The sequence below is a fragment of the Alteromonas sp. PRIM-21 genome (assembly GCF_027563165.1).
Classification (GTDB): Bacteria; Pseudomonadota; Gammaproteobacteria; order Enterobacterales; family Alteromonadaceae; genus Alteromonas; species Alteromonas macleodii_A.
The window spans coordinates 402,303-424,399 of sequence record NZ_JADOEK010000001.1 but is presented as its reverse complement, the minus strand read 5'-3'; the positions used below and the strand labels follow the sequence as shown (position 1 = coordinate 424,399).

Below are 22,097 nucleotides of genomic sequence, written 5' to 3'. Positions count from 1 at the left end.
ATGAAACGAAAGCTCGCTACAGTCTACTGTCGCGAGCTTTTTTATTTCTCCATCGCTTATGTGCTTTAATTCAGAAACTCATTTTGACTAAACTACTGCAACATAGTCGCGGCTCTAGCTTTATTCTCTTTTTCCCATTGCTTCGGCGACAAGCCATACATTCGCTTAAAATCTCGGCTAAATTGCGATGAGCTTACATAGCCGACATCCATCGCTGCAACACTTACATTTGTGCCGTCAGCTATACGTTTTGCCGCGTTGTTTAATCTCATCGACTTTACAAACTGGATAGGCGACATATTGGTGGCTTGCTTAAACTTACGATGAAATACAGCCTTACTCATTCCAACCTTGCTCGCCATATCGTCAATAGTGACATTCTCAGCCACATGGGAGGCCAGGTATTCAATAGCGCGCCCTATGGCGTTACCTAACCCAAAGCTACCTCTTACTGTGTTACCAGCCTCCCCTTTCAATACCGAGTAATACAGTTCACGTGAGCGTGCACTCGATAACATAGCTATATCGGTAGCGTTATCGGTGAGCAGAAGTAAGCGGTATAAAGCTTCGGTGAAATCAGCATCCCAATGTGCAGAAGCAATACCCGAGGGTACAGACGAAGCTGACGATTGACGAAAATTACCGCCTACACTTTCAAACTCTATGGCTAAATCAGTCATCATTCTGCTATTTAATGAAATATATACACCCAATAGAGGACTATCTTCCGAAGCGTCGGGAATACCCGCTTCTACAGGCATAGACATAGTGCAGCACGTGTATTTACTGGTATTAAACGTATGCTTATCCCCATTCAAAATGGCTTCTTTACCACCGTGAACAATGGCAGTTAGTGACGGTTCGTATACTACAGGAGCACATTCGATGGGCTGTGTTATTTTAAAAAGTTGAACACCATCGATCCCGGTATCGTATAAGCCGCTGTTTTCCACTTTCTCTTCAATTAACTGCTTTATTAGTGCTTTGTTCATAGTGTTTTGTTCATAGCGTTTTAAACCACTACCTCACCATTTATTTACGTTACGTGCTTTACTCTGTTTTTCGTTTTGAAATCTAGCAACAAATTTTACTCAAAACAACAAAGTGATACGAATAGGCAAATTTTAAAGAGCTTATCGCCTATTTAAGCGTAGCAATAGTCATTATATTACAAATATACAAATTTTAGTGACAGAAGGTGCTAAGCAGATGGCAAAGAGCAATCAATTTGGAAAAGGCGGGTGGACTCCTTCGAGTATTGAAAACGCAAAAGATAAGACATTTTTAATAACAGGCGCAAATACGGGCGCGGGGTATGAAGCAACACGAATTTTGCTTTCAAAAGGTGCGAAAGTAGTCATGCTGAACCGAAGCCCGAGCAAATCCCATGACGCTATCGCTACGCTAAAACAAGAGTTTGGCGACAATGCCAATGTCAGCTATATACGCCTTGATCTAAGCAGCCTTAATGCTGTGAGACAATCAGCTAAAGAAATTCTAACGTGCGTTCCAGTGATTGACGCGCTGATTTGTAATGCTGCTATTGCGCAGATTTCAACGCAACAATTCACTGAAGATGGCTTTGAAAGTCAATTAGGCGTTAACCACTACGGGCACTTTTTACTGTGCGGTTTGTTATTTGATCGTATTAATGAATCGAAGGGACGCATTGTAGTCGTTGCCAGTGAAGGACACAAAATGGGGTTAAGAACCATGCAGTTTGACGACATGAACTGGGACAAAAATTACAACCCCAATAAGGTATACAGTCAGAGTAAACTGGCGCAAATGATGTTTGCATACGAGCTTCAAGACAAAGTAAAAGCACATAACAAGCAAGCGAAGGTATTTGTGTGTCACCCCGGCGCTTCGAACACTACTCTTATACGAGAAAGCGCTAGCTTTTTAACACGCATTTCTTGGTCTTTTATGGTGAAAATAGGCTTGGCTCAATCTGCAGAGAAAGGTGCCTACCCTGAAGTGATGTGTGCCACCGAAGATAACATTAAACAGCGTGCCTATTATGGTCCAACGGGTCTAATGAATTTTGGCGGTCCCGTTGGAGAATGTAAATTAGAGGATTTTGTCGTAGACAAAAAAGTGCTAACAAAGCTTTGGGCCGTGTCAGAAGAAGCAACAGGCTTTGCCTGGTCGTTTTAGCTGCTAAATTGAGTTTTCACAACATGATAAGTGCTGCCTCATTCTTAGGATTTTTTATGATGACATCTACGCCCGCAGAGCCTGCATCGATTAATGGCACAAGCAAAGAAATTGAAAACACTGTGAGTACTTTTCAAGATTTAGAAGGTAATCGCTATAAAACCGTTAAAATAGGTAAACTTGAATGGTTTGCAGAGAACCTAAGAGCTACCCAATTTCAAGATGGAAGCCCTGTTGCATCAGGGTTTATTCCAAAAGATGACAAAAAGAACCTACTTAAATATGGAAGGCTTTATCATTGGCAAGACGTAAATGACCAGCGAAAGCTGTGTCCTAGTGGATGGCGTATAGCTACCGATGAAGATTGGCAAAGTATGGAACTCGCTATTGGTATAGCACAACGCGAGCTTTCGAAAGAGGGCTGGCGCGGAAATAACGATATTGCTATTACTTTAAAAGCAGAACAGCCCGATACCCTATTTAAAAAGTTTGATCAGGCTAAAGTTAATCAATTCCACTTTGGCGCTATGCCAGCAGGTGTAAAAATAGGCAACTGGTATATCACGCAAGGCATGTACACCGAGTTTTGGACAAGTACTAGCGCCACTGATAAAGAGGCGTACGCCCGCACCCTCGCCTATTCGTGGTGGAACTCACATAAGGGCGAAATTAGAAGGGCAAAGCTTAACAAAGACTATATGTTTAGCGTTAGGTGTGTACGAGATGCCAAGTAGCTATATACTCACGGCAGATACTCTTAAAGCGTAATCAAGGTATCGCCATTTGTACATTTAATCTAGATCTGCGATGGCCCTGCAAACTATGAACGAAAAAAGCGGAGCGTTTTAATCGAGCCCAATAGCAGCTGAACGACAAGGCTCTACTGTATACGTGTAGCCAATTTCATCTTCGGGCGTTTGCGTTATTTGTAATATCTCGTAATCATTAAGCTCGATGACGCGCGTTCCTTCAGGGTGAGCACAGCGCGAACGTGAATCCGCTTCAAACTCATAAATAAAACTAGCCAACGCTTGGCGTTGTGCTTTTTTATAGCGAATACTTTTTTCCTTGGCGTCGGTGAGAAGCGCGGTTAAATCGTCTTCCAGTTCAGAAGTATCTTCTGCTTGTTTGTCAATGGGTGGAACCTCACTGTCCTCAATCGACGTTTCTGTCTCGTTTTCGATTGTGATCAGCTGGCTTGTGCTTTCAGCACTAAACTCGGAAAGTAGCCCTACTTGCCCTGCTAACAAGCTAAGCTGAAGCGCTACACCTAATGTCCAAACAAACCGCGCCACAGCGGTAGACAAAACATAGCGATAACCAGGCTTATGCCACAGTTTTTGCACACCAAAGGGCTTGAGTAGTAGTAGAAAAAACAGATAAATAAAAATAACTAGCATTCCGCCAACAAGTGCCATTAACGTGGTGACAAAGAACCAACTTGGCACCATAAGTATAAGCGCGAAATTGTGGCTGTAGGGCAGCGCACCTGCGGAAACACCGGTTATACTATTTACTAACCCGCTAGCAGAAGCGAGGGCAAAATTTGCGATAACGGCATAGACAAACAAAATTACCGCTTTACCCGGTAAACTATTCCAAAGCGCCATAAACCTTGGCCAAGTTTCACTTACAATACCACTAAGGGCAAAGCCAAACATGACCGTTTCAAATAAGCCACTTTTAACATCAAAAAAAAGCTGTAATAAAAGCATTGCAGTTGCCAGAAAGTAGCAACGCTGAGCAAAAGTGATACTTCCCCAAAAGCGCAAAAAGCCAATGCGCCTTTTTAGCAATAAGCGATTTCCTTGTTTTTTAACTTTTCTGTAGGTACCACGAATTTCGTTTGTTGTTTCCATCATTTAATCGTCAATTATTGTTGTTATGTTTCTGAACACGAATGACTTTACTTCCCGATGTGGCCGCAATACGCTATTCTGTTGAATTCAAAAAACAACGAGTTATTTCATCAAGCTACTCTCTATCATAAATCCAGTGTATAAAAAGTGGCGCAATAAAACTTTATGGCTGAATCTAATACGTTATCTATAGTTTGTGAGCAATGCCATACTAAGGTTCACATACCCGCACTAGCGCACAGACAAAGAGCAGTTTGCCCTGTTTGCAGCCACACGTTAGTTTCGTATCGCGTCGGTGCCAGCGAAAAGCTACTCGCTTATGCTTTCAGCGCGCTTATTTTTTTATTGCTCTCGTTACCCTTTAACTTTTTGACATTTAAAGCGAGCGGGCAGAAGCATAGTATCGACTTGCCAACGGGCATTACCGTGCTCATTGAAAATGACTACTTATCCCTTGCGATAATAACCAGTTTAGCCACGCTATTACTACCCGGAATGGTCCTCGCTGGTCTGTTACTGCTTTCTTTAGCCCAAATACAAAACCGTCGCCCCTTTTACTTGGCTAGACTGTATAAGCTGGTCAAAGCGCTTTTGCCATGGAGCATGGCTGAGATATTTCTAGTAGGAACCTTGGTCAGTCTAATTAAAATAACCGAGTTAGCCGATGTATCTATAGGGCTATCGTTTTATGCATTTGTCGGCTTTTCAGCATTTACTGCCCTTTGTATATATCAATTCGACACGACAAGTTATGCCTTGTGGATGTCACAAGGTCAGCCTCCACAACCCAAACCTCTATGCGAAAAACAAGCGCAAGTGAGTATTCAGCGCACATGGGCATTATTGTTAACCGCTTGTATTTTATATATTCCTGCTAATATGCTGCCAATTATGTATACTGAATTTTTTGGTCAAGAAACACCAAATACCATTATTGGCGGTGTTATTTCACTTTGGGAATCTGGCTCGTATCCGGTAGCGATAATCATCTTAATTGCCAGTGTGGTTGTTCCGGTTGCGAAAATATTAATTCTTGCTTGGCTTAATTTTTCCGTACAGCGAGAGAAAACCACTTCAAAACAATTACGTATACGTTACTACCGCATTACCGAGGCAATAGGTCGCTGGTCGATGATAGACGTTTTTGTGGTAGCAGTACTGGTGTCTCTCATACAGATGGGAAACACTATGTCTATTTATCCGGGCCAAGCGGCACTCGCCTTTTGCGCCGTAGTATTTGTAACAATGATAGCCGCGATGACATTTGATTCGAGGCTTATTTGGCAGCAGTGGAAACAATTACCATGACCACAAACGACCCCAACATTAACGAGGCAAAAGTTAAGCCCACTTCATCAGTCTCTCGCATTTGGATTATTCCAATTCTTGTTATCGTTATTGGTGGCTGGATGGTTTATTACCAATGGAAAAACCAAGGCCCACTTATAACCATTGAGCTTCAATCAGCTTCCGGTATTGAAGTAAACAAGACTCCAATAAAAGTGCGCGACTTAGACATTGGTCAGGTAAAGAAAATAACACTGAACCCCGATTTAAACGGTGTGCTTGTTACGGCTAGAATTGATGCTAGTGCGACCCACCTGCTCAATGAAAATGCAAAGTTCTGGGTGGTAGCTCCTCGTATTAGTTTTTCGGAGGTATCTGGGCTCAATACCCTTTTATCTGGTAGTTATATTGCGATGTCGGCTGACGACAAAGGCAAAGAGCAGCTGCATTTCACTGCGCTTGAGCGCCCACCCGTTACGCCGCCTGGTACCCCTGGCCTTCACGTTATGCTAAAAAGCGACGACGAGTTTGCCTATAAACCTGGCGACCCCATCATCTACAAGGGTTTTAAAGTTGGCGAGTTTGAAGATGCCACATTTAACATTGAAGAGCGTGTCGTATATTACGACGCATTCATTGAAGCGCCCTACCACAAGCTAATTACTAACACGACCCGCTTTTGGGATGTCAGTGGCGTAAAACTTCTACTTGAATCAAATGGGGTCAGTGTAGAAACCGGAAGTTTAGAAACCTTATTAGCCAATGGCATTACCTTTGGCATTCCTGAAGGCGTACCAAAGGGTGAACAGGTATTAGACAACGCCTTTTTTACTATTTATGGCGACAGTACCTCTGCCTCAGATGCCCGTTATAAAGTGGCTGCTGAATACCTTTTGCTCATCGATGAAAGTGTGAGAGGGCTCACTGTCGGAGCCCCCGTTGAATATCGAGGCATTGAGATTGGTAACGTCACAGCAATTAACTCGTTCCCTGCTGTTGAAGGAAACATTCTGGAAAGGGACTACCCTATTCCAGTGCTCATCAACATCTACCCAGGGAAGGCGCGACAACCTGATACCGAAGAAGGGCTAAGTGCCATAAAGCAGACCATTAGAAATTGGCTGCACCGAGATCTAAGGGCCTCGCTTCGCATGGGTAATGTTTTAACAGGTGGTCTTTACGTAGACTTACAGCATATTCCTGACGCTGACGCCGGCAATGAAATCGCCGTCATTAACGGTTATGAGGTAATTCCTACCGTAAGTAACGAGTTTACTCAGTTAACGCAAAAAGCTGATGCGATCTTAGATAAAATTAATCAGCTCCCCCTTAAAGAAATGGTTGAGAACGTACAGCTGGCCGTTGAAGATATGCGTCTAGCGGCAGAATCAGTAGAAACCGCGAGTGACGACTTCGATTTACTTATTGCAGACATTGATGCCAAAGCCCTTAACAGTAATCTAAATCAGGTTCTTGTGAGCCTCGATAGCCTACTGAAAAATTACAGTGAGGGTGGCTTTAATCAATCTGAAATTAAAGAAACCGTCGATGCCTTGCAAGAAACCATGCGCAATATTCAGCCGTTGCTTTTGCAATTAAATCAGTCTCCGAACAGCTTGATATTTTCCAAAGATGGGGAGGCAGATATTCAGCCCAAGGCAAAGAATTGATGTGACTATTTAAGATGCTGCCTCACAAAACTGTACACAAAACATTCAGCTTGGCGCAAAAAATGAATAGTTATATAAATAGTGAAAGTGAATAAGTCTGAATATAGACAAGATATGCCCTAATTCTACTAATTGGGCATATACCCTAAACTTTATTTTTGGAAAGATTGCAAAACCTACCCGATACTCAAGGTAGCGTACCCGTAAACAGGGAAGAAAGGATTAAATTATATGATAATGCAGGTTAAGACTTTTTCTTTCAGTAAGGATAACAAATCGCTAAAAATCATTATTTTAGCTGTATTGTTTTCTTTTTTATCTGCATGCAGTAGCGCCCCTAATGCACTGACTTATTACTTACTGCACGCAACGAACGGTGCTTCTGTTTTAGAGCGCGAGGCGAAACAAAGTATCGTTTTAGATAAAGTAACATTGCCAGAGTATTTAAAGCATAGAGGCTTGGTGTATCAAACCAGCGACACTAATCTTCACATTTCTACCAGCCATTTATGGGCAGAGCCCGTAGATGAAGGGCTTACTAAAGCCCTCGCTAGTGCGCTAAAAGCGAATAATGTAGCGCTTGTTCGCCCCGACCATTATGCAAGTGAAGAAGCACCGCATATATCTTTATACATCAATGATTTTGTCAGCACATACGAAGGCGAAGTAATATTTTCCGGGCAATACTCAATTTCGCGTGCTTCAGAAGCAGCCAGCATTCACTCATTTACGTTCAAGGCTCCGCTTAGCAACGATGGCTTTGCATCCAGCATAAAAGCCATGAGGTCAGCGATAGAAAAGCTGGCGATAGATATGAATATAACGATTAACCAACAAAGCTAATTATGCTCAGCCGGTTAAAGCAATATGTATTCAGTGGCGTAAAAAGCCACCATAAAGACGAAACTAACAGGCGCATTATTGTGGTCAACTTGTTTGCCGCCGTTGGTATGTCTATTACGTTTTTGCTTGGAACTCGTGCCTTAATCGACGCGGAGTATTCGCTATCTACAACGCTTTATATTGCGAGTGTTGTTTTTGCCGTCTCGCAGCAGTTACAGGTACGCTTTTCTTCAGCTAGCGCTCGCACATGGTCTATTACGCTACTAATAAGCTGTTTGATGGTACTAACGTTACTTTTGATCATTACTGGTGGTAAAGACAACACCGGCCCACTTTGGATGTACCTGGTTCCACCGGTTACTATGTTTTTCGCTGGTTTTGTTCGCGGCCTACTGGCTCTTATCGCCTTTACAATTACCTGCGCAATCCTTCTATTTGGGTTTAACGATGCAGCCTTTGTTGCCAACTACACCTATGCGTTTAAAACTCGCCTACTCTACTCCTTTCTAACCGTGTCTTTTTTATCTGCTTTTTACGAATACAGCAGACAAAAAAGTTACGACACCGCACTCTATCTTAGTGAACAATTTGAGAGACAAGCTAAACACGACCATTTAACGAATTTGTTGAATCGACGTGGTGCCCAGCAGTGCTTAGACAGAGAATACGCAAGAATGCTACGCAGTAAACGTCCTTTCTCTGTTGCCATTGCCGATGTAGATAGATTCAAAAGCATAAACGATACCCTTGGTCACGAACAAGGCGATAAGGTGCTTCGACAAATTGCTAAAATCTTTAGCTCTCGGCTTCGCGCGCAAGATATACTCGCGCGATGGGGCGGTGAAGAATTTATGTTCATCTTTGCCGATACCGACGAAGCCGGTGCGGTGAACGCATTAGAAAGTATAAAAGAAGTACTCAGCAAGGCCCCATTGAATATAGATGGCAGTAAGATCCACGTCACCAGTAGCTTTGGCGTAAGTGAAGTCACAATTGATACAGATATATCAAGTGCTATACGTTGTGCAGACCAAGCGCTTTATTATGCAAAAGACAACGGTCGCAATCGTGTATGTGCCTCTTCATCTATAAGCTCGTCACCTTTATCTAGCTCATCGCCTTTAAAAGTACAGTAATCAATAATTTTGTGTCCTTTACACAAAATTGACTCATGTTTCGTTACATTTGCGCTGTATTCCTGAAACACTTTAGCGCTACACTATGTAAAGTATTCGCTATAAAAGTAGATTTAGCCATGAAATGGATGAAAGTTGCGTTACCTATTGGTGTCTTACTAGTAGGCTATTTAGGTATGAAAGGAATCGAAGCTTCTGCTTCCGACAGTGCGATTACCGAAGAGGTTGATACTCGCCCAACCGTCACTATTGAAGCGTTATCGCCAGAGGATGTGCGCGTTCAACTGACTTCTTATGGCGAAATCATGCCACTTGAGAGCACGAATCTTGCTGCGCAAGTATCGGGTGAAGTCCAGAGGTGGAACCCCAAGTTTGTAAGCGGTGGTTTAGTCAGGCGTGGCGAAACCCTGTTTGAAATAGAAGCCGATGCCTATGAAGCGGCCCTATTATTAGCAGAAGCAAACCTTGCAAGCGCCCAAGCACAGCTTATTCAAGAAGAAGCACAGGCAGAAGTGGCCGCCAAAGAAGCGAAAACAATGCCGAACGCACGGGTAACCGACCTATACCTTCGCAAACCGCAAGTTATGAGCGCGAAAGCTGGCGTTAAATCAGCCGAAGCCCAGCTCAAAATAGCAAAACGTGATTTAGATAACTGCAAGGTGAAAGCGCCTTACGATGCACTTATCGTATCAAGAGACATCAGCACCGGTGACTATGTTACACAAGGCTCCCCAGTTGCGGTTCTCAATAATATAGAGTACGCCGAAGTCACTTTCCCTATTGCTGGTTTTGACCGTGTTTTTCTTTCAGAAAACACAATAGGTAGTGAAATTGCGATAGAAGTTGACGATGTTCAGGGCGCTACTGTTAAAGGCACCATTCACAGAGATACTGGTGTGGTAGATAACACCACACGTATGAGCTATTTCGTAGCGCGTATCGAAGACCCTTACTCAATTAACTCAACCAAACCTATTGTTAAATTTGGTTCATACAGCACCATAGCTTTTGAAGGTAAAACGTTGAGTGACGTATACCGTGTACCACAGGAATTGGTAACCAATCGCATGCTGTGGACTCTTGACGATGAAGACCGATTGAAATCTCATAAAGTTGTGGTTGTCCGTGAAGAAAATGGCGACTTCCTCATACAAGGTGATTTCGACGCGAAAAAAGTGGTAATGAGTCTGCCTGAATACCCGCAAAACGGCATGCCGGTTAAGGTTATTGAGACTACGACTGAAATTGTGACAGCACAAGCTAACTAAGGAGCTGTCATGGAAAATCATAACAATACGCAAAGCGGCATTATTTCTTGGTTTGCAAGAAACTCTGTAGCGGCCAACCTTCTGATGTTCTTCATTATTGTCATGGGTATAGCCAGCTACTTTACTATTCAGCGTCAGATGTTTCCTAACATCGAAATTAATTATATTACCGTTGAAGCCAACTACCCTGGCGCTTCTCCGCAAGAAATTGAAGAAAGTATCTTCATCAAAGTTGAGGAAGCGGTAAAAGACATCACTGAAATTAAGCGTACTGTATCTAGAGCATTTCGGGGTGGCGGCGCAGTCACCTTGGAAATTGATACTAAAGCTGAACTGACTGACGTTTTAGACAAGGTTAAGCTTCGCGTAGACAGTATTGCTACCTTTCCAGCCGGCATGGAGCCTGTTAACGTTTCGCAAGTAGAGTTCCAGCAGCAAGTTATCGAAATGCCGATTGTTGGCGACTTGCCGCTGTCGGAGCTAAAAGTGCTAGCTAAAGAAGTAGAAGATGAACTACTTCAGCTTGGCTCTATTTCCTTGGTGGAAGCCAATACGCCCGATGATGAAATTGCTATTGAAATTAAGCCCGATACGCTAAGAAAGTACGGCTTAACCATTGCCGATGTTACCCAAGCCATTAATAGTTATTCAGCAAATATCTCTGCAGGCCAGCTAAGAACTAATTCAGGAATAGTGTCAGTTCGCGTTGAAAATCAATACTACAGCGGCGACGAGTTCAAACAAATCCCAATTAAAATTGGCACTGGTGGCGCAAAAGTAACCTTAGGCGATGTTGCCTATATCAATGATGGATTTGTTGAGGGTGAACGTTACTTTAAGTACAACGGCATGAACGCCATCTACATCGCCGTTAAAGCCACTAAAACCCAAAACACTATTCCTGTAGCTGAAACGGTTAAAGCCTATATCGACCAGAGAAATGAGACCCTTCCTCAGGGCGTCAGCCTGGAAGTTTTAGTGGATATGACCTACTACCTTAACGCACGCTTAGACATGATGTTATCGAACCTTGTTCAAGGGTCTGTACTCGTCGCGTTTATGCTTACCCTTTTCTTGCGCTTTCGTTTAGCGCTATGGGTTATGGTCGGCCTACCGGTGTGTTTCTTAGGTGCAATGATGCTTATGCCGGTTTTCGGTGTAAGCATTAATATTCTTTCGCTCTTTGCGTTCATTATGGTGCTGGGCATTGTGGTTGATGACGCCATTGTTATTGGGGAAAGTGCCTACACCGAAATTGAAAGCAAGGGTGGCGGCGTCGATAACGTGGTTCGCGGCGCTAAACGCGTGGCTACCCCAGCTACCTTTGGTGTGTTAACTACCATCGCGGTATTTGCTCCATTTACACTGAGCAGTGGCCCTGAAGGTGCATTCTTCTATAACATCGCTGTGGTAGTTATTTTGTGTTTGGTATTTAGTTTAATTGAGTCAAAACTAATCTTGCCCGCGCATTTAGCCCACACGAAATTCTCACCCGTAAGGCAAGATAGCTGGCGTGCACGCTTTAACAAAGGCTTCTTTGCTTTTGTTAATGGCCCATACAAGCGTACTGTTACGAAAGCCATTGAATGGCGTTGGGCAGTACTTATGATGTTCGTGGCTATGTTAATGCTTAGCATGGGCCTGATTGGCGCGAACTATGTGCGCATGGTGCCAAACCCTAAAGTGCCTCACGACTTCCCTAGCGTAAAAATAGAGATGAACGAAAACGTTTCTGATCTAGCCACTATCAATGCGCTTAAAATTGTTGAGCAAACCATTCTTGATGTTGAAGAGCAGATCATTGATGAATTTGGCCAAGGCATGATTCGCGACCGACTCGCCTTTAACGAAGACAGCAATGAAGGGCGCATACTTACACCACTGGTTAATGAAGAAGACCGCCCTATCGACACCTTTGAGCTTGCCCGACGTTGGCGCGAAGCCATTCCTGAAATTACCGGTATGAAGTCTTTTACCGTAGTTGATGATGTAAACGGTGACGGTGACGACGGTGAATTCGGTTATCTACTATTTGGCCCAGACATTGACACCTTAAATGCGGCAGGCCTTAAGTTCATTGAAATGCTGCAGCAGCAAGAAGGCCTGTTTGACGTAAGCTCAACTATCGACCCACCGAGCAAAGAAGTACAAATGACCCTACTTCCGGTTGCCTACGATTTGGGGCTTACCCTTTCTAATATCGCCTCTCAGGTTGGTGCGGGCTTTTACGGCGGCGAAGCACAGCGTGTTATCCGCAACGGTGAAGAAGTTAGAGTCATGGTTCGCTATCCTGAACTTACCCGCGAACGTTTTGCTGACTTGAAGTACTCTTTAATCAAAACGCCTAACGGCCAAGAAGTGATGCTTGGTGACGTGGTTGCTTTAGAAGAAAAGCCTGGGATTAGCTACATTCGTCGTGAAGGTGGTTATCGCAGCGTTTATATCTGGGGCAACATTGATGAGGAAAAAGTTGAACCTAACGAGGTTGTCACTGAAATTCAAGACAAACTACTGCCTCAGCTTAAAGAGTCGTTCCCATCGGTCATGACTGAACTTGGCGGTGATATTGAAGAGCAGCAGGCACAGCAAAACGAGCAAATACTCTTCTTCTTAGCGGCCATGATCATGGTGTATATCCTTTTAGCTGTTCCGCTAAAAAGTTATGGGCAACCGCTTATCATTATGTCGGTTATTCCATTTAGCTTTACAGGTGCAGTGTTCGGCCACTTTGTACTAGGCCTAGACCTATCTATGATGTCTAACTTTGGCCTTATTGCAGCAGCGGGGGTTGTTATCAACGACTCGCTGGTTATGACGGACTTTGTGAATCAGCGCCGTGCACAAGGCTACAGTATAAAAGAAGCGGTAACTGAGGCCGGTACCGCGCGCTTTAGGGCAATTACGTTAACCTCAATCACTACATTTGCGGGCGTATTGCCAATTATGTTTGAAACCAGCCTACAGGCAGCATTTGTGGTACCTATGGCGGCTGCGCTTGGCTTTGCGGTGCTTTATGCGACTTTAGTAACACTCATCTTGGTACCTTGTTTGTACTTAATACTGCTAGATTTACGTGGTCCTTTTTCGTTCATAAAAAGAAAAGTATTACGCAGAAAGTCTAGTAGCGAAGTCGAAAACAACAACACGGATCAAGCACATACACCTCAGCCTGCTGGCCCACTTGACTAGCAGTTAACTAACAACTGACTAGCGGATAGCACTCACTATATAGCCGTTCACTAGTTAGTGTTAGAAACGCATTTAACTTTAAAAATGAGCCTTCGAGGCTCATTTTTTTCGAGCCTATTGAAGAGAAAACACTATGAATAACGCAATTTCAATAAGACCAGCAACACCTGACGATATTTCACAAATTCGCCAATTCATTCTAGAACTCGCCATTTATGAAAAGGCTGAGCATGAAGTAGAAGCTTCAGAGGAAGCGCTTTTAAGAACACTATTTGGCGAAGGCTCCACCGCACACTGTGTTATTTGCGAAAATAACACCGTTCCTATTGGCTTTGCTGTGTACTTCTTCAACTACTCAACTTGGCAAGGTCGCAACGGGCTTTATCTTGAAGATCTTTATGTTTCACCTAAATCCCGAGGCTTAGGGGCTGGTAAAGCGCTGCTGCAACATTTAGCAAAAACAGCGGTAGAAAACGACTGCGGCCGTTTTGAGTGGAGTGTTTTAGATTGGAATAAGCCAGCTATCGATTTCTATGAATCGTTAGGCGCAAAACCTAAGAGTGAATGGTTAGGCTATCGCATGGATGGACAGACACTTATCGACTTCGCAAAACAGGGTTAACGCTGACTTGCTGACTTGCTGACTTGCTGACTTGCTGACTTGCTGACTTGCTGACTTGCTGACTTGCTGACTTGCTGACTTAGTCAGTATGAAGGTAAAACACTATTAGCGGCAAATACGTTTATAACACCAAGGGCGCTTGGAACGACTTTTCTGCAAAATAAAAAAGCCATTCGCTTTCACGAATGGCTTTTAAGTTCAATAGGTAATCTTTCAGTTTTACTTAGAAAGAACCAATCAGAGATAAACGCGCGTTGATTGGTGCGCCAACTGTAACCTGATGCGTAGAGTGTGCATTAGGGAAGTAAAGCGTATCAGTTAGGTTTTCAACGTTCAGCTGAAGACGTGTTTTGTCGCTAAGTGTGTAGTACGCCGATGCATCAACACGGGTATAGCTTGGCAGTACAGGTGACGTAGCGCTTGTCGATACCTTGCTTTCATCTTGGTATGTTGCGCCAATGCCGAAGCCAAATACGTCATTTACTTCATAAGTCGTCCATACCGACATGGTATTTTCAGGTAGCTCACGAAGCTCCACGCCACTTGCATTCTCGCCGTCTAGGTTGCTGTAGTTAGCAGTAACGTACCACTTATCAGTGATATAACCTTGAAGCTGAAGCTCAAAACCTGATACATCTGAATCAACTTCTATGAAGCTCTCTGCATCGTTAGGGTCGTTATCAAGAGACGTTTGCTCATTTTCAAAGATAGCTGCGGTAAAGCTCATGCTCTCACTGAAGTCCCACTTAATACCAATTTCTTGGTTAGTGAAAGTATCTGGGTCAAGCGCGTCTGCATCACCGTTGATATTCGCATACTGCTCGCCACTGCGTGGTAGGAATGACTCGCTGTAGCTTGCATAGATAGAGATATTCTCTTGCGGCTTGTAAACAAGGCCCGCACGTGGTGATACTTCTTCGTCTTTTCTGCTGCGCGTTTCAGCTGCAACAACATTAAACACTTCAATATCGAAGCTATCAAAGCGTGCGCCTAGCACTAGGTCGAAGTTTTCTGATAGTGCAATTTCGTCTTGCACGTAAAAAGAGTAAACATCAAGGTCTACGTGTGTATCGTCGTTTACATCACTAAAAGTAGCAGTAACTGTTTCGCCAACTGAGTTAGTACCAGTTAGGCCTCTGAAACTAAGCGGGTGTGTTACATTAAACGCTTCTCTATCGCCATCTGTAGAATCAAATACAGGGTTATAACGGTCTTGATTCGACTTGGTATTGATAACCTCACCACCAAAGATAACCGTATGCTCAATACTGCCAGTTGCGAACTCGCCTACTAAGTTTGAAGACAAGATAAGGTTTTCACGCTGAGTAGTATCTACATAACCGTCTAGGGTTACCACTTCAGCGTCAGCGTCATAAGCCGCAGCGTAAAAGTTTGAGTAAACTTTGTCGTAGTCACCGTAAAAGGCGTTGAAGTTACCTTTTAGGTTGTCAGAGAAACTGTGTTCAACGTTTGCACGAAATACGTCGGCACCAAGCGTTTGGTAGTTATTTTCCGGGTCGCCAAATACGATTTCTTCAAATGCTTCTACAGGTTCGCCGTTTGCCGTTGGCACACCACGGTCAATGAAGCGCTCATGATCGATATATTCGTATGACACATCAACAATGGTATCGTCGCTCACTTCAAAACGTGCAGTTGGGTTAAAGCCGTAGCGATCGCCATAGTAGAAATCACGATGATTATCTAAGCTTTCGTACATAGCATTGATACGAAGTGCAGATTTCTCGCCTGTATCTACGTTGGTATCTAATTGAAGATTGTAAGCACCAAAGGTATTAGCAGAAACGTTATAGTTTACGAATTTTTCGCCCGTTTTCGCCTTTTTAGATACACGATTTAAAATACCGCCTGTACCGCCTCGGCCGAATAGCAATGCATTCGGTCCACGAAGAATTTCTACTTGTTCAACGTTGTAAAGCGCACGGTAGTATTGAACGTCATCGCGATTACCATCTAAGTAGAAGTCGGCTGTTGAACGTACGCCACGAAATACCACTGCATCACGGTGACCTTCACCTTGAGAAGTATTAACACCTGGCGTGTAATCAATAATTTGACCAACGCTAGTAATACCGCGAGCCGTAATTTCTTCCGCGGTAATAATTGACAAGCTTTGCGGCACGTCAAGGATAGGCGTTGGGCTCTTAATAGAGTTAGACTGGTTAACTGAAAGGTACTTACCTTCTACCGTCAGTCTTTCAATGTCTTCCATATCAGCAGCAAATACAGCTGGGCTTAACATTATCGCAGTGGCAATACTCGTAAGTTTGAATTTCAAAATTACTCTCCAAGTGTTCTTCAAAGTGTTGTGTGTTTGTTGGCAACCAAGAACCTTATTATTCGGCAAAACTTTTTTAAGTCGCTAGCTCTTCCAAACCGCTTAACTTTTCATTCCTTTTGCAATTGCAAATAATAATAGTTGCTATTTGTGGTCTGGATAATATAGAAAAAATGTCAAAATGACGAGAGCAAATACATCAAAATTTAAAAACTCTTTATAAATTTTCTTAATCTTTAGTCTAAAAAAACGCTAAACAGCACGCTTTTTAAGCAAAAAAGTTCGAAGACTATCGATTTTGTCTCAGAAAGATTAAGAAAAGGTTAATTAAGGGGCTTTTTGAAAACGTGCCTTATTTATCAGGCTTTGCCGCATTAGCACCGGCGATTTGAGCTTCACTATTTTTAAGCGTTTAAATCTAAAAGCAGCTGTTGTGTTTCAACACTGTTTGGCTTGCCTGCCAAATAACTCACTCAAAATCTGTCGAGCACAATGAACTTATAGTGCTGTGTAAGTGTTAAGCGATGAAGTGATGGGTGAATGCCGTTTGGCACGCAAAAGAATAACGATATCGGCGTTTTTCATGCACGGTCTGGTCGGTTACGACGCTATAAGGGGATTAGGTCGTAATGGTATTAAATTGCATGGATCTTAGGTTGGAGGCACATTAGGGTAATGTATTCAGAACCCGTGTAGGCTTTAAAGCGTTTGAAAAAGCCAGCCGCTACGCCGTAGCATAACGGCTCAGGATGAGCGCGACGGTATTTTTCGCTACATCTTTTTTGTCATTATCGGTCAAGGTATCTTCAATTTTAAAAAGCTGAGGCCAAAAGCACTTTCCTTTAACTAAGCTGTCAATTTCCTCAACAACCCGGTCTAAATCATCAAAAGCGAGTCTGTTATCTGCTTTAGCATCTTTCAAGAAACGATGCATTGCCGTTTCTTGGGCTTTTAGCTGTGCGACTTCATCTTTTAGCTTATCTGGCTCGTAAAAGAAATGGCCAATAGCCACCCGCGCTAAATCTAAGTGGGATTCGCTCACCATAAAATCAATGTCTTGCAAAATAAGGTCTTCAAGCTGCTCGCCTATCGGAAGCGCGCTATCGTATTCTTGATTTATATTGAGAATTGCTGATTGCCACTGCTGCGTAACCAAGTGCATCACCAACTCTTCTTTGGTAGAGAAATGGTTATACACAGTGCGCTTTGACACATTCGCCAGTTCAGCCAGCTTATCCATGCTGGTGCCGTTTACGCCAAACTCTTGAAAGGCCTGAGTAGCAGCCTGAATGATGGCTTCGCGTTTTATATCGCTACGCGTTCTCGTATTGCCTACCATATCGAAACTCTCAAAATAAATCCCCTTTGCCTTGCCAGTTATTGCGATTAACCATTTTACACCGAACAGTTTACTTTTCAATGCGACCGCACTAAAATGCACTCACTAGTTTACTTTAGGTAATAACTGCTTATTCGCGCTTGTGTTTAAGCGTCACTACTTAACGTTCTCATGTCTATACTTCATTTACCCTGACAATGGATTACACACACCTATGTCCGTAATGCGATTCTCTCACATTCTATTTTTAAGCGTTTTATTGGTTTCAACCTTAAGTGCATGCTCTTCAGAAGAACCTGTGGAGCAACAATCAAAATCTGCGCCTCGTTATGTCAAATTGGCTACCGTTAGCAACATTCCAGATTTTGATGAGTTTACTTTCCCCGCCGTTGTTTCGGCGGTTAAAACCGTGGATTTAAGCTTTGAAGTTTCAGGTCGACTTATTCAAACCGACTTAGTGACAGGTAGCGATATTGAAAAAGGAAAGTTGCTGGCCACTATCGACCGTAAACCGTTTGAACGCCGCGTGGAAGAGTCGAAGACACGTTTAGACCAAGCAAAACGCGAACTAGATAGAATTGAAAAAATGTTTGCACGAAAGCTTCTTGCACAAAGCGCGCTCGATACTGCGAAAACATCTTATGAGCTTGCGGTTATCGACCTAAAAAATGCAGAGCAAGATTTAAGTTACACTCAGCTCTATGCCCCGTTCGACGCAAAGGTGTCACAACGCCTTGTTGAAAACAACAGCTTTGTTGCTGCGGGCACTCCTATTGCTCGCCTTCAAGATGTGTCAAAAATCTACTTTAATATCAATGTTCCTGAACGCCTGCTAACGGCCAATATTGGTCGTGGGATCAAACAAGCTAGTGCGACCTTAGCCACCAATCGCAACCAGTGGTACCCCGTAAATTATGTAGAGCACTCAACACAGCCTGATCCTGTGTCGCAAACCTATGAAGTGGTGTTTGCGATGGAACCTCGTGAAGAGTTGCCACTAACTCCAGGTGCCCGAGCGGTAGTAAAAGTAAGCCTTCAAGGTAGCCTATATCCTGAAGGCTTCATTGTGCCGGTAAGATCCCTTGTAGGTGACGAAAACTCAGGCTTTGCAGTTTGGGTGTACAACGACGAAACAAGTTCGGTGGTAAAAACACCTGTTGACGTAAAGCATATAGAAAACGAACTCGCGATTATTAAGGGTAAAGGCCAAGGCGATATATCACTGGGCCTTCAAGTCGTTGCTGCTGGAGCAACACAAATGCGTGCAGACATGAAAGTACTTCCTTACCAAGGAGAGAAGTAATTTATGGATATAGCACGTTATTCAATTGATAAGCCCGTCAACATTTGGCTGATGGTGGTCATTCTGCTTCTAGGCGGCATTTTAGCTATGAGTAAGATAGGCCGTTTAGAAGACCCTGCCTTTACTATTAAACAAGTAAAGGTATACACCAGCTACCCTGGTGCCAGTGCTGAAAAAGTAGAGCGCGAAGTCACCGAACGCTTAGAAATTGCCATTCAGCAAATGCCGCAGTTAAAAGAAGTGACGTCAATTTCATCACCCGGCCTTTCAGAAATTACGGTTGAAGTTAAAAGTACTTACGACAGTAATCTATTGCCGCAGATTTGGGATGAGCTAAGAAAGCGGCTTCGCGACACAGCTAGTTCACTTCCCACCGGCGCACAAGACCCCATTGTCTACGATGATTTTGGTGATGTGTATGGTCTTTACTACGCCTTGAGTGCACCAGATTTTGACACTCGTGAACTTCGCGAATTTGCACGGGTTATCCGACGTGACTTACTTACTACAGAAGGGGTCGCCAAAGTAAATGTAACTGGTGTTCAAAAAGAGCAGATAGTGGCGTATATCAACCCCTATCAGCTGGCAGGCTTGGGCATTTCCTTTCCTGATCTCGCCGCCCTTTTTGAAGATAACTTACGGCCTTTTAACGGCGGCCGGATTAAAGTAGACGAAAAGAATGTGCGTTTAATCGTAGAACGCGCACCAGACAGGCTTGAAGAAATCTTAAACCTTTCAGTAGTAGTGCCGGGCACTAACCGTTCACTTAGAGTTGCCGATATTGCCACATTGAAATTAGAGCCTGCTGACATACAGCCTGTTCATGTGCGCTACAATGGCGAAGAAGCGTTAACACTTTCTGTCTCAGCCCTCACTGACGTAAATATTGTTGATGTGGGCGAACGAGTGAATGCAAAGGTGGAAAAGCTACTTCAAGAGCTACCTGTTGGTATTACGCTTACCCCAATTTATGACCAGGCCTCTGTGGTCGATGAGTCTGTAACAGGTTTTATTAATAACCTAGTGATGTCGGTAGCCGTTGTTACGTTAACCCTATGTTTATTTATGGGCTGGCGCTCTGGTGTGGTCGTTGGCTCAGTACTGCTTGTAACCGTGCTAGGTACAATCTTGGTTATGTGGCTAATGGATATTCAGCTTCAGCGAATATCTCTTGGTGCTATGGTTATCGCTATGGGCATGCTGGTTGATAACGCTATTGTTGTTGCCGAAGGTATGATGCTGCGCATGGCCACAGGCTCTACAGCTAAAGAATCTGCCAGCTTTATTGTTAAACGTACTCAGTGGCCGCTGCTAGGCGCAACCGTTATTGGTATTGCGGCATTCTCAGGCATCGGCCTTTCCAACGATGCCACCGGGGAGTTCCTCTACTCTTTGTTTGCCGTTGTCTTGGTTTCACTGATGATAAGTTGGGTATTGGCCGTTACCTTAGTACCAGTGTTGGGCGCATACTTTTACCGCAAAGGTATTGGTCAAACTACTGGCAACGAACTCTCGGCATCACAGCGCTGGTTCAAACGCACGTTACTTGGCGCGCTTAAACTTCGGTGGGTCACTATTGGTGTGCTATTTGTTATCACCATTGTGGCTTATGGAAGCTTTGGAATGGTTAAACAGGGCTTCTTCCCACCATCAAATGCGCCGCTATTCTTTGTGCATTACTGGGGGCCGCAAGATAGAGATATACGCGCTACTGAAGTCATTGCCAAAGAAGCAGAAGCGCGTATTTTAGAAATGGAAAATGTAACGGCTGTCACCACCTTTATCGGGCAAGGCGCAGATCGTTTCACCCTCACTTATGCGCCTAAAAGTGCTAACGAGAACTATGCCTTTTTCATGGTTCGCGCCAATGAACTGGACAATATTCCGGCCATTCAGTCGGCGCTTGCCGACAAACTCACCGACCTAGATTTCGACGCAAGCTTTTACATGGAGCGCATGCAGTTTGGGCCCGGTTCGGGGGCAAAATTAGAAGCCCGTTTCTCGGGCCCTGATACCGAAGTGCTTCGCAAATTGGCTGAAGAGGCTAAAGCCTTACTGTTTGCCGACGGACAAGTGAAAGACGTACGTCACAACTGGCGTGAAAAAGGCTTTGCCATTAATACGCAGTTTGACAATTACAATGCTGGCATTGCTGGAGTTTCACATAGTGACTTTAGCCAAACTATACAGTATGCAAGTAGCGGCGTTCAGCTAGGTACAGTGCAAGATGGCGACTATGCCTACAACATTATTGCGAAAATGGGCAAGGCAGAAGATACCGAACTTCAGTCAATACGCGAATCACAAGTATGGTCTACACAGCAGCGACAGTACGTGCCTTTCACACAGGTATCGCAGGGCCTAGAGCTAATGACCGAAGAAATGCGTATTCATCGCCGCGACCGTGTGCGCACCATTACCGTAGAAGCTGAACCAGGCGATCATGAAACCGCGGCTAAAGCCTTGGCTAGAATTCGCCCTCTTATTGAAGATATTGAGCTACCGGCAGGGTATTCACTAGAATGGGGCGGCGAGTTTGAAAGCTCAAGTGATGCACAAAAAGCCCTTGGCGCCGGATTGCCCGCCGGCTTTTTAGTCATGTTTATTATCTCGGTATTGCTATTTGGTCATGCTCGCCAGCCACTGATCATTTGGCTTGTCGTACCTATGGCCGTGGTCGGTGTTGTGACAGGACTTCTTAGTACTGATATGCCCTTTGGCTTTATGTCACTACTCGGCTTCTTAAGCTTGTTTGGAATGCTTATTAAGAATGCCATAGTGCTTATTGAAGAAATTGACCTTCAAATAGAGGAAGGTTTAGCTATCAGGCAAGCCATTGTTGACGCTACTATCAGCCGTGTACGCCCGGTATCATTAGCCGCGGTAACGACTATTTTAGGGATGGCACCGCTGCTATTTGACGCCTTTTTTGCAGATATGGCAGTGACCATTATGGGCGGATTAGCGTTTGCCACTGTGCTTACGCTTATCGCTGTACCCGTGCTTTATAGCCTGCTGTTTAAAGTTAGCTATCGCAAGAGCTAACCACTCATCATAGTTGGCCTTTCTACCAAAAGCGTTTCTTGCTTTGGAAGAAGGGCCTTTATGCTTGTACAGCGGCA

Annotated in this window: 15 protein-coding genes; 11 read left to right on the top strand and 4 right to left on the bottom strand. The window is 43.9% G+C overall.

The features are described 5' to 3' along the window. Positions 1-92 precede the first annotated feature (92 nt). Positions 93-992, bottom strand: coding sequence for an AraC family transcriptional regulator (locus IW644_RS01785; RefSeq protein WP_269916167.1), 900 nt, complete (start codon positions 990-992; stop codon positions 93-95). A gap of 217 nt (positions 993-1,209) precedes the next feature. On the opposite strand from IW644_RS01785, the gene IW644_RS01780 reads away from it, so the two are divergent. Further along, positions 1,210-2,160, top strand: coding sequence for an SDR family oxidoreductase (locus tag IW644_RS01780; RefSeq protein ID WP_269916166.1), 951 nt, complete (start codon positions 1,210-1,212; stop codon positions 2,158-2,160). Between the two features lie 56 nt (positions 2,161-2,216). Beyond that, positions 2,217-2,894 carry a fibrobacter succinogenes major paralogous domain-containing protein gene (locus tag IW644_RS01775; protein WP_269916165.1) on the top strand — a complete coding sequence of 226 codons (678 nt, stop codon included), beginning with the start codon at positions 2,217-2,219 and terminating at the stop codon, positions 2,892-2,894. 111 nt (positions 2,895-3,005) lie between these two features. Here IW644_RS01775 and IW644_RS01770 read toward each other — a convergent pair whose 3' ends face one another. Then, positions 3,006-4,022, bottom strand: coding sequence for a hypothetical protein (locus tag IW644_RS01770; RefSeq protein ID WP_269916164.1), 1,017 nt, complete (start codon positions 4,020-4,022; stop codon positions 3,006-3,008). A 162-nt stretch (positions 4,023-4,184) separates the two neighbouring features. On the opposite strand from IW644_RS01770, the gene IW644_RS01765 reads away from it, so the two are divergent. The 7 genes from IW644_RS01765 (at position 4,185) to IW644_RS01735 (ending at position 14,034) form a co-directional block, all read left to right on the top strand. Next, complete coding sequence (locus IW644_RS01765) at positions 4,185-5,327, top strand: paraquat-inducible protein A (RefSeq protein ID WP_179982867.1); 1,143 nt, start codon at positions 4,185-4,187, stop codon at positions 5,325-5,327. Continuing rightward, positions 5,324-6,976, top strand: a complete 1,653-nt coding sequence (gene pqiB / locus IW644_RS01760; protein ID WP_269916163.1) for an intermembrane transport protein PqiB — start codon at positions 5,324-5,326, stop codon at positions 6,974-6,976. Before IW644_RS01765 ends, pqiB begins: the two co-directional genes overlap by 4 nt. Positions 6,977-7,207: 231 nt before the next feature. Beyond that, positions 7,208-7,819, top strand: coding sequence for a PqiC family protein (locus IW644_RS01755; protein ID WP_269916162.1), 612 nt, complete (start codon positions 7,208-7,210; stop codon positions 7,817-7,819). A gap of 2 nt (positions 7,820-7,821) precedes the next feature. After that, positions 7,822-8,955, top strand: coding sequence for a GGDEF domain-containing protein (locus IW644_RS01750; RefSeq protein ID WP_269916161.1), 1,134 nt, complete (start codon positions 7,822-7,824; stop codon positions 8,953-8,955). A 119-nt stretch (positions 8,956-9,074) separates the two neighbouring features. Next, positions 9,075-10,223 carry an efflux RND transporter periplasmic adaptor subunit gene (locus IW644_RS01745; RefSeq protein WP_269916160.1) on the top strand — a complete coding sequence of 383 codons (1,149 nt, stop codon included), beginning with the start codon at positions 9,075-9,077 and terminating at the stop codon, positions 10,221-10,223. 9 nt (positions 10,224-10,232) lie between these two features. Beyond that, positions 10,233-13,412 (top strand): efflux RND transporter permease subunit, encoded by a 3,180-nt coding sequence (locus IW644_RS01740; RefSeq protein ID WP_179982862.1) that lies wholly within the window; start codon positions 10,233-10,235, stop codon positions 13,410-13,412. Between the two features lie 133 nt (positions 13,413-13,545). Then, positions 13,546-14,034, top strand: a complete 489-nt coding sequence (locus IW644_RS01735; RefSeq protein ID WP_269916159.1) for a GNAT family N-acetyltransferase — start codon at positions 13,546-13,548, stop codon at positions 14,032-14,034. A 223-nt stretch (positions 14,035-14,257) separates the two neighbouring features. Here IW644_RS01735 and IW644_RS01730 read toward each other — a convergent pair whose 3' ends face one another. Both IW644_RS01730 and IW644_RS01725 read right to left on the bottom strand, forming a co-directional pair. Next, the gene (locus tag IW644_RS01730; RefSeq protein WP_269916158.1) at positions 14,258-16,333 is read right to left on the bottom strand and encodes a TonB-dependent receptor; all 2,076 of its coding nucleotides are present in this window, start codon (positions 16,331-16,333) and stop codon (positions 14,258-14,260) included. Positions 16,334-17,057: 724 nt separating this feature from the next. Further along, complete coding sequence (locus IW644_RS01725; RefSeq protein WP_269916572.1) at positions 17,058-17,672, bottom strand: TetR/AcrR family transcriptional regulator; 615 nt, start codon at positions 17,670-17,672, stop codon at positions 17,058-17,060. A gap of 214 nt (positions 17,673-17,886) precedes the next feature. Here IW644_RS01725 and IW644_RS01720 point away from each other — a divergent pair, with 214 nt between their 5' ends. Further along, positions 17,887-18,975: an efflux RND transporter periplasmic adaptor subunit gene (locus IW644_RS01720; protein ID WP_269916157.1), complete on the top strand. Its 1,089-nt coding sequence runs from the start codon at positions 17,887-17,889 to the stop codon at positions 18,973-18,975. 3 nt (positions 18,976-18,978) lie between these two features. After that, positions 18,979-22,020: an efflux RND transporter permease subunit gene (locus IW644_RS01715; protein ID WP_269916156.1), complete on the top strand. Its 3,042-nt coding sequence runs from the start codon at positions 18,979-18,981 to the stop codon at positions 22,018-22,020. Positions 22,021-22,097 lie beyond the last annotated feature (77 nt).

What these genes read in the sequence shown, in the direction of transcription:
- IW644_RS01785 (WP_269916167.1), bottom strand. Translation starts at nt 992, where the DNA reads ATGAACAAAGCACTAATAAAGCAGTTAATTGAAGAGAAAGTGGAAAAC.
- IW644_RS01780 (WP_269916166.1), top strand. Translation starts at nt 1,210, where the DNA reads ATGGCAAAGAGCAATCAATTTGGAAAAGGCGGGTGGACTCCTTCGAGT.
- IW644_RS01775 (WP_269916165.1), top strand. Translation starts at nt 2,217, where the DNA reads ATGATGACATCTACGCCCGCAGAGCCTGCATCGATTAATGGCACAAGC.
- IW644_RS01770 (WP_269916164.1), bottom strand. Translation starts at nt 4,022, where the DNA reads ATGATGGAAACAACAAACGAAATTCGTGGTACCTACAGAAAAGTTAAA.
- IW644_RS01765 (WP_179982867.1), top strand. Translation starts at nt 4,185, where the DNA reads ATGGCTGAATCTAATACGTTATCTATAGTTTGTGAGCAATGCCATACT.
- pqiB (WP_269916163.1), top strand. Translation starts at nt 5,324, where the DNA reads ATGACCACAAACGACCCCAACATTAACGAGGCAAAAGTTAAGCCCACT.
- IW644_RS01755 (WP_269916162.1), top strand. Translation starts at nt 7,208, where the DNA reads ATGATAATGCAGGTTAAGACTTTTTCTTTCAGTAAGGATAACAAATCG.
- IW644_RS01750 (WP_269916161.1), top strand. Translation starts at nt 7,822, where the DNA reads ATGCTCAGCCGGTTAAAGCAATATGTATTCAGTGGCGTAAAAAGCCAC.
- IW644_RS01745 (WP_269916160.1), top strand. Translation starts at nt 9,075, where the DNA reads ATGAAATGGATGAAAGTTGCGTTACCTATTGGTGTCTTACTAGTAGGC.
- IW644_RS01740 (WP_179982862.1), top strand. Translation starts at nt 10,233, where the DNA reads ATGGAAAATCATAACAATACGCAAAGCGGCATTATTTCTTGGTTTGCA.
- IW644_RS01735 (WP_269916159.1), top strand. Translation starts at nt 13,546, where the DNA reads ATGAATAACGCAATTTCAATAAGACCAGCAACACCTGACGATATTTCA.
- IW644_RS01725 (WP_269916572.1), bottom strand. Translation starts at nt 17,672, where the DNA reads ATGGTAGGCAATACGAGAACGCGTAGCGATATAAAACGCGAAGCCATC.
- IW644_RS01720 (WP_269916157.1), top strand. Translation starts at nt 17,887, where the DNA reads ATGTCCGTAATGCGATTCTCTCACATTCTATTTTTAAGCGTTTTATTG.
- IW644_RS01715 (WP_269916156.1), top strand. Translation starts at nt 18,979, where the DNA reads ATGGATATAGCACGTTATTCAATTGATAAGCCCGTCAACATTTGGCTG.